Origin of the sequence: Streptococcus handemini (assembly GCF_040984445.1) — a bacterium.
GTDB lineage: Bacteria > Bacillota > Bacilli > Lactobacillales > Streptococcaceae > Streptococcus > Streptococcus handemini.
The window spans coordinates 1-7511 of the sequence record NZ_JBFRYH010000083.1; the positions used below are offsets into that span (position 1 = coordinate 1).

At 41.2% G+C, this 7511-nt stretch carries 7 protein-coding genes, 1 tRNA gene and 2 pseudogenes; 7 read left to right on the plus strand and 3 right to left on the minus strand.

Features of this window, described 5'->3' with window-relative positions; all coding sequences use genetic code 11:
- Positions 1-138: pseudogene (locus ABPH35_RS09820) on the minus strand (IS110 family transposase); the annotation flags it as partial.
- A gap of 524 nt (positions 139-662) precedes the next feature.
- On the opposite strand from ABPH35_RS09820, the gene rplS reads away from it, so the two are divergent.
- The 5 genes from rplS (at position 663) to rsgA (ending at position 4775) form a co-directional block, all read left to right on the plus strand.
- A complete protein-coding gene (gene rplS, locus ABPH35_RS09825) occupies positions 663-1010 on the plus strand; it encodes a 50S ribosomal protein L19 (protein ID WP_067085767.1) in 348 nt (115 codons plus the stop codon).
- A 103-nt stretch (positions 1011-1113) separates the two neighbouring features.
- A tRNA-Arg gene (locus ABPH35_RS09830) sits at positions 1114-1185 on the plus strand.
- Positions 1186-1502: 317 nt separating this feature from the next.
- Positions 1503-3035 carry a ClC family H(+)/Cl(-) exchange transporter gene (locus ABPH35_RS09835; RefSeq protein ID WP_349989550.1) on the plus strand — a complete coding sequence of 511 codons (1533 nt, stop codon included), beginning with the start codon at positions 1503-1505 and terminating at the stop codon, positions 3033-3035.
- A gap of 92 nt (positions 3036-3127) precedes the next feature.
- A complete protein-coding gene (locus tag ABPH35_RS09840) occupies positions 3128-4339 on the plus strand; it encodes a chloride channel protein (protein WP_368849783.1) in 1212 nt (403 codons plus the stop codon).
- A 10-nt stretch (positions 4340-4349) separates the two neighbouring features.
- Positions 4350-4775, plus strand: coding sequence for a ribosome small subunit-dependent GTPase A (rsgA, locus tag ABPH35_RS09845; protein WP_368849784.1), 426 nt, complete (start codon positions 4350-4352; stop codon positions 4773-4775).
- 78 nt (positions 4776-4853) lie between these two features.
- On the opposite strand, the gene ABPH35_RS09850 is transcribed toward rsgA, so the two are convergent.
- Positions 4854-5309, minus strand: a complete 456-nt coding sequence (locus tag ABPH35_RS09850) for a flavodoxin (RefSeq protein WP_349989553.1) — start codon at positions 5307-5309, stop codon at positions 4854-4856.
- Positions 5310-5408: 99 nt separating this feature from the next.
- Here ABPH35_RS09850 and ABPH35_RS09855 point away from each other — a divergent pair, with 99 nt between their 5' ends.
- The gene (locus ABPH35_RS09855; RefSeq protein WP_349989554.1) at positions 5409-6347 is read left to right on the plus strand and encodes a DHH family phosphoesterase; all 939 of its coding nucleotides are present in this window, start codon (positions 5409-5411) and stop codon (positions 6345-6347) included.
- Positions 6334-7284 carry an FAD:protein FMN transferase gene (locus ABPH35_RS09860; RefSeq protein ID WP_349989555.1) on the plus strand — a complete coding sequence of 317 codons (951 nt, stop codon included), beginning with the start codon at positions 6334-6336 and terminating at the stop codon, positions 7282-7284. Before ABPH35_RS09855 ends, ABPH35_RS09860 begins: the two co-directional genes overlap by 14 nt.
- 75 nt (positions 7285-7359) lie before the next feature.
- Here the strand turns inward: ABPH35_RS09860 and ABPH35_RS09865 are convergent.
- Positions 7360-7511: pseudogene (locus tag ABPH35_RS09865) on the minus strand (IS110 family transposase); the annotation flags it as partial.

Consider the following 7511-nt stretch of genomic DNA (forward strand, 5'->3'; position numbering starts at 1 on the left):
TAAGCCATTTGTAAAGGTTGAGAAACGTTTACGATGATAGCTAGTGATTCCTTGATTGTCGGTGATGGCAATAACCGCTACGATAAAGGTTTTATGCACATCGATGCCACAACAATTAGGGTAAACGATTTTTAACATGAGGGGTCTCCCTTCGCACTATTTGAGAAGTGCCTATCCCTTGACTATTCTTCCCTTTCACAAACGAGTCGCTTATTCAATTATAAGTTTACGTGCTCACAGTCACAGTTAGTTGTGCTTGATAGGAAGAACCACACCTATAAACATTCGAGGTAGTAGCTGAACTACTCACTTACTCTCCTCCCCGTGATTTGTAGTCGTGATTGGCCTTCTCATTTTATATTATAGAGCAAAATAAAGAGCACAACACATTTTCATTTAGTGTTGTGCCTTGAGTGAAACGAAAGGAATGAATTATAAATATGAAAAAGAAAATTCGCTGTCTTCAGCTTAGGTATAGTATAGTTTCTCTTTCTTAAAAAAAGCTAAATCGGCACACTATTTTCTAAAAAATAGTCACATATTTTACTTTACAAGTGCGTAATATTTGTATATAATAGAGAGCGTGTGTAATGGACACACAAAAAACGGTTAATCCGCTGGGACCATGCTCTCATGATTGGCAAGATAGGAGAATAGAAAACATGAATCCATTAATTCAAAGTTTGACAGAGGGTCAACTTCGTACTGATATCCCTGCATTCCGTCCTGGTGACACTGTGCGTGTTCACGCGAAGGTTGTTGAGGGAAGTCGTGAGCGTATCCAGATTTTTGAGGGTGTTGTAATCTCTCGTAAAGGTCAAGGAATCTCAGAAATGTATACTGTCCGCAAGATCTCAAGCGGTATCGGTGTAGAACGTACCTTCCCAATCCACACTCCACGTGTTGATAAAATCGAAGTAGTACGTTACGGTAAAGTACGTCGTGCGAAATTGTACTACCTACGTGCATTGCAAGGAAAAGCTGCGCGTATCAAAGAAATCCGTCGTTAATCAACGATTGGTATCTCAGTCCTATAGTGGATGCAAGCACCCGTAAGGGTGCTTTTCATTTTTTTCTTGCAATCTTGCCCTGTCTACGATACAATAAAAGAACCTTCCCTTAGTTAAATGGATATAACAAATTCCTCCTAAGAATTAGTTGCAGGTTCGATTCCTGCAGGGGAGATATTAAAATTTTAAAAGCCCTTGTAACATCAATGTTTTCAAGGGTTTTATGATGTCTAAAATATAAGTGAGGGGCAAGGAAGGGGCAAACTAAAAGAGTTCTTCAGTACTCTTGTCGATACCATCTATTCTATATATTTAGCTGAAACGAGCGATAATAGATGCAAATAGTGTAGTATTTTTCTCATTAACCTATTTCCCCTCGAAAAAATAGTTGGGATTTGGTAAAATAAGAATAAGAAATCCTGAAAGCTCACTAAATAGAGCAGTTACTTTTTTATGGAGTTATTCATTGAGGATAAGGATAGGAGAAAAATTATGGAAAATCATCATAGGGAGTTCCGGTTTTCAGCAAGCTCGATTATGGGTTTTGTCTGGCGTGGGATAGTGGTGGGGATTGTCTCAGGGATAGTGGTTAGCTTATTTCGTCTAGCGATTGAGCTACTTTTTGAACTGGTTCTTTCGCAGTATCATGCTGCTCAAGCTAATCCAATCCGCCTAATACCTATTACTCTAGTCAGTCTACTGGTGGTTTGGCTGATTAGTCTGTTAGTCAAGTCTGATCCAGATATTAAGGGATCAGGGATTCCCCATATTGAAGGAGAATTGAAGGGACTACTGCGTACTGACTGGTGGAGTGTACTTTGGAAAAAATTTGTGGCAGGTGTATGTGCTATTTCAATGGGATTTATGCTAGGGCGTGAGGGACCGAGTATTCAGTTGGGGGCCATGTCCGCGAAAGGCGTAGCGAAATTCCTGAAAGCCAGCCCATTAGAAACGAGAGCCTTTATTGCTAGTGGAGCAGCAGCAGGACTTTCAGCGGCCTTTAATGCACCGATTGCCGGTCTTCTTTTTGTAGTAGAAGAAATTTATCACCATTTTTCACGTATGGTTTGGGTAACAGCCCTAGTAGCAAGTCTTGTGGCCAATTTCATCTCGCTAAATATTTTTGGTTTGACCCCTGTTCTATCGATGAATCAAGAATTGCCTTTTCTCTCCTTAAAACAATACTGGATTTTTGTACTTTTGGGAATCTTTTTAGGTCTAATGGGCTTTGGATATGAAAAAGTTATTTTAAACTTTCATCGTTTCTATGATTTTCTTGGAGAAAAATGTCGGATACCGTCTTATTCTTATGGGGTGATTGGCATTTTGTTGATGATTCCGATTGGCTATCTCTACCCACAGCTACTAGGTGGAGGACATCGATTGATTATTTCACTTGCTCAAGAACATCAGGTCTTAGCGACAATCTGTCTGTATTTTCTCATTCGCTTTGTTTGGAGCATGATTTCCTATAGTAGTGGCCTGCCAGGCGGTATCTTTTTGCCCATGCTAACCTTGGGTTCTCTATTGGGCATGGCTTTTGGTCTAACTCTTGAGCAACTTCATCTTATTTCGGAAACTGCCCTTCCTTTATTTATCGTCTTGGGCATGGCAGGGTATTTTGGTGCCATTTCCAAGGCTCCGCTTACTGCCATGATTTTAGTGACAGAGATGGTAGGCGATTTGAAGCAATTGATGGCTATTGGTGTGGTTACTCTCGTATCTTATATTGTGATGGATTTGTTAAAAGGGGAGCCTATTTACGAAGCCATGCTGGCAAAAATGTCTGTCACAGCACCTTCCAATATCATCGAGCCAACACTGATTGAGCTGATTGTATCGGACAAGCTAGCTGGGAAACGAGTGCGGGAGTTAGCCTTACCGAAAAATATCTTACTGACAACTCAGATTCATCATCAAAAATCAGAAGTAGTCTCTGGGAATACAGTCCTCCATGCAGGTGCGACCATTTTCTTGGTTGTCAACGAATCAGAAATCAGTAAGGTCAAACAGTTATTGCTGTAGGTTTTTTTAATTTAGATGTTTGGATTTTGTGTTGTAATCATCATTTTGAGGCTCAATTAATTGCTTTGAGAATAAAATAAGAAGGAGGAGTGATGATACCCATAAAGAATAGTTATCAGCATCCCTATACTCTATCGATTCGTTTAGCTGTGTTTGGTCTAATCATCGGTCTGATGACAGGTGGCCTAATGACCCTTTTTGGTCGTGTTTTGCTCTGGATTGGAGAATGGCGGACGAGCCACATTAGTGGCCTCTTGCCTTTTCTGGGATTAGCAGGACTGGTGATTGTTTTTCTTTACCAGCGTTTTAGCAAGGAAGCGCAAAAAGGAATGTCACTTGTTTTTGAGGTAGCTCATGGTGAGGGCAGAAAGATTCCTTTTTCGCTCATTCCTCTTGTCATCCTGTCCACTTGGCTAACCCATTTATTTGGTGGGAGTGCTGGTCGAGAAGGAGTTGCAGTCCAGCTTGGTGCAGCTATTTCTCATCACTTTGACCGCTTTTTTACCTTTCCTAAGCACGAGCAAGTGATTCTAGTGACAGGTATGGCAGCGGGTTTTGCAGGCTTGTTTCAAACTCCACTTGCAGCCTTGTTTTTCTCCATAGAGGTGCTTGCGATTGGCCAGCTTCAATTGTATGCCTTACTTCCAGCTCTTGTTGCGGTCTATACTGCAAGTAGCTTTTCTCATATTCTAGGTTTGGAAAAATTTACTCATTTGATTGCGGCTACTCCAGAGTTAACCATTCTAGTGTTTATTAAATGTGTCATCTTGGGCCTTTTCTTTGGTCTGACTGGAAATGCTTTTATTTCTCTACAGCAGTATCTAAAAAAACAGACTCTTCACTATCTGCCCAATCCTTATTGGAGAATTGCTATCATTGGTCTTGTGCTTAGTCTAGCCATTGGTTTAGCTCACTTTGGGCGCTATGCAGGTTTGGGGACGAATTTGATTGAACAGAGCTTTTCAAACCAGCAAATCTATTCCTATGATTTTCTACTGAAATTGCTTTTTACAACTGTCACCTTAGCAGCTGGATTTCAAGGAGGAGAGGTGACACCCTTATTTGCTATCGGTGCCTCTCTTGGTGTCATCTTGGCTCCATTTTTTGGACTTCCGGTAGAGATAGTTGCAGCAGCAGGTTATATAAGTGTCTTTGCCAGTGCAACCAATACCTTACTTGCTCCTATATTGATTGGTGGAGAGGTCTTTGGCTTTCACCATCTCCCATTTTTTACCATTACCGTGATCATCAGCTACCTTGTCAATCGCAAGCAGTCTATTTATAGTTTGCAACGAGCAGTTTGATAGCAAGGTGATGGTCGCTAAAAACCGTAATCTTCCCTTGTCTTCTCTCTTGATGCGTTTAAACAGACTAAAAAAGAGTAGATTGGTCATCGGTAGTTCTGGAGTTGGGAAGTCTAGTTTGGCCAATCAACTATTTTCCAACACCGTCATGCTAGTCGGTGATGTTCGGAAAGATGTGAAGGGAAGACACACAACAAGTAGCTATTTTCTCTATTCAAAAACCTTAGACTACTATTTGATTGATACTCCAGGTTTTAAAGGTATTGAAACGCACCAAATAGCAGATGAGAGTATTTTGTTTGAGGATATTCTGTCCCTTGCTTCAGAGTGCCGCTTTTCTGATTGTAAACATCAGATAGAGCCAAACTGTGCTGTGAAGAAGGCGCTTGAGAAGGGACAATTAGCTCAGAAAAAGTGGGAGCTAGTCATCATGTAGGAAAATTTCAGATAGCAAGGGGAAGAAAGAATAAGTAAAAGACGGACCAGTTTACCTAGTCCGTCTTTTACTTGTTGTTTAGTTCTCCAAAGCAGCTACGAGGTCTGTTGCAAAGCGTTCGAGGTTCACAATATCATCTTCTTCAGCTGCTAAGTCGACCTTGACATTCTCTGCCCCTTTGGTTGCCCCACGAGAAGCGAGCATGAGGTCAAAATCGTCTACTGATTTGCAGAAATCTTCATAGAAGGTATCGCCAGATCCACAGACGCCATAGATTTTTCCTGTTAAGTCATAATCAGCTAAGTCTGTGTAGAAATCAACGATTTCATCAGGCAATTCGCCATCTGCACCGTACGAATAGGTATAGGTCGCTACGATGATGATATCTGCATCTAAGATTTCTTCTGTTTCAACAGTGGTACATTCGTCATTGTGTACCTCAAGACCGAGTTCTTCCAATTTATTTGCGACAATATCCGCAATTTCTTCAGTATTGCCTGTCATACTAGCGTAGACAATTTTTGCTAGTGCCATAGTTTCCTCCCAAAATAGATGATAGCCTTAGTATACCATATTCTCCAAATTTTCAAAAGCGCCACTTTTATGATAGAATGAAAAAAAGGAGTGCGTAGCATGTTAGAAAAAATCTTAGAAAAAATAAAAGAGTACCAGACCATTGTCATTCATCGTCATATGCGGCCTGATCCAGATGCTTTAGGCAGTCAGGTGGGATTACAGCGCGTATTACAGAAAAATTTTCCAGAAAAAACGGTCAAGATTACAGGATATACGGAGCCAAATCTTGCTTGGCTGGCGCAGATGGAGGCAGTAGCAGATGAGGACTATCAAGGTGCTTTGGTTATTGTGACAGATACTGCCAATCAAGCTCGTATTGATGACAAGCGCTATGATCAGGGGGATTTTCTCATCAAGATTGACCACCATCCCAACGATGAAGTCTACGGTGATCTTTCATGGGTCAATACCAGTGCCAGCTCTTGTAGCGAAATGATTGCCCAGCTTGCCTTTGACATGGGGTTGGAATTAGATGCGGACATTGCCTATTTACTCTATGCGGGTATTATCGGTGATACAGGACGCTTTTTGTATCCAGCGACGTCTGCAAAAACTTTTGAAATTGTGGCAAAACTTCGTCAGTATGAGTTCGATTTTGCGGGTCTTTCGAGACAAATGGAGTCAGTTGATTATAGCGTTGCTAAGTTAATTGGTTATGTATACGACCATTTGGAAGTCGATGAAAATGGAGCAGCACGTGTCCTTCTCAGCCAAAACTTGCTCAGAAAATTTGGGATTGGAGATGCAGATACTTCCTTTATTGTCGGAGTACCTGGTCGTGTCAATACGGTCAAAAGCTGGGGGATTTTTGTCGAGCAACCGGATGGTTCTTATCGGGTGCGGTTGCGCAGTAAGTTTCTTCCCATCAATGAAATTGCCAAGCGCCACCACGGAGGCGGCCATCCTTTAGCTAGTGGAGCTAATTCATATTCAATTGAAGAAAATGAGCAAATTTACCAAGAATTGAAACAGGTGGCGGCAGATGCAAGCGAGTAGTCGACAACTTCGTCTCATGGGAACAGTTATTGATATGAAAATTTGGCACCCAGAGGCGGAGTCTATTTTAGACCAAGTAGAAGAACTCTTATATCTATATAAGGATCGATTTTCGGCCAACGATTTAACATCTGACTTGATGGAAGTGAATTACAATGCAGGGGTTCAAGCAGTTCCTGTTGCGGCTGATTTGTTTGAATTGATTGCAATTGGAAAGGTTCATAGCTGCGCTCCAAATAGCCGTTTAAATATCACGATTGGCCCCTTAATCCAAACTTGGCGGATTGGCTTTTCAGATGCGCGTGTTCCTAGCCAAGCAGAGATTGATGAAAAATTGGCCTTAATCAATCCGCAAGACATTGAATTAGATGAGGAAATGCAGTCTGTTTATTTACAAAAAGAAGGAATGGCCATTGATCTGGGTGCTCTTGCTAAAGGTTATATTGCGGATCGGATTGTCGAACATTTACGCCGCGTTGGCGTATCAAAAGGTCTCATCAATCTAGGTGGCAATGTTTTGACATTTGGACAAGCTAGCCACAATGCAGATGGCAATTGGCATATCGGCATTCAACACCCAAATTTTCCAAGAGGAAATAATATTGCCATTCTAAAAATAAAAGAAGGCTCAGTTGTCACTTCAGGCATCTACGAACGGACCTTTACCCATGAAGGAAAAACCTACCACCATATCTTTGATAGTCAGACAGGCTATCCTGTCGCAAGTGATGTCGCAAGTCTGACCATTGTTTCCAAACAATCTGTTGATGGAGAAATCTGGACTACTCGTTTATTCGGACAACCAATTCAAGAAGTCTACCAAACAGTTCAAGAGCAAGAAGGGATTGAAGCGATCATCATTACCAAAGAAAATCAGATGATTGTTACTCCAGGCCTGCGAAATCAGATAATCGTAGCAAAGGGAGGACAAGTTTGAAAAAAGTCAAAGTTAATTGAACTATTGTTTACCCAAATTTTGGGCATACTAAAAAGAGGTCTTGAAACCTGATTTTTAAAATGAAACGACGTTAAAACCGTGTTGTTGTGCGTATCGAATAGCATCTTGAACAGACATTGTCTTGTCAGGGTTTCTGATTTCGGTTAAGCCTTGCAAGATTGGGTTGTAGTTTTCTTTCTTGAGAAGGACTTGGTAGATAGCTACTA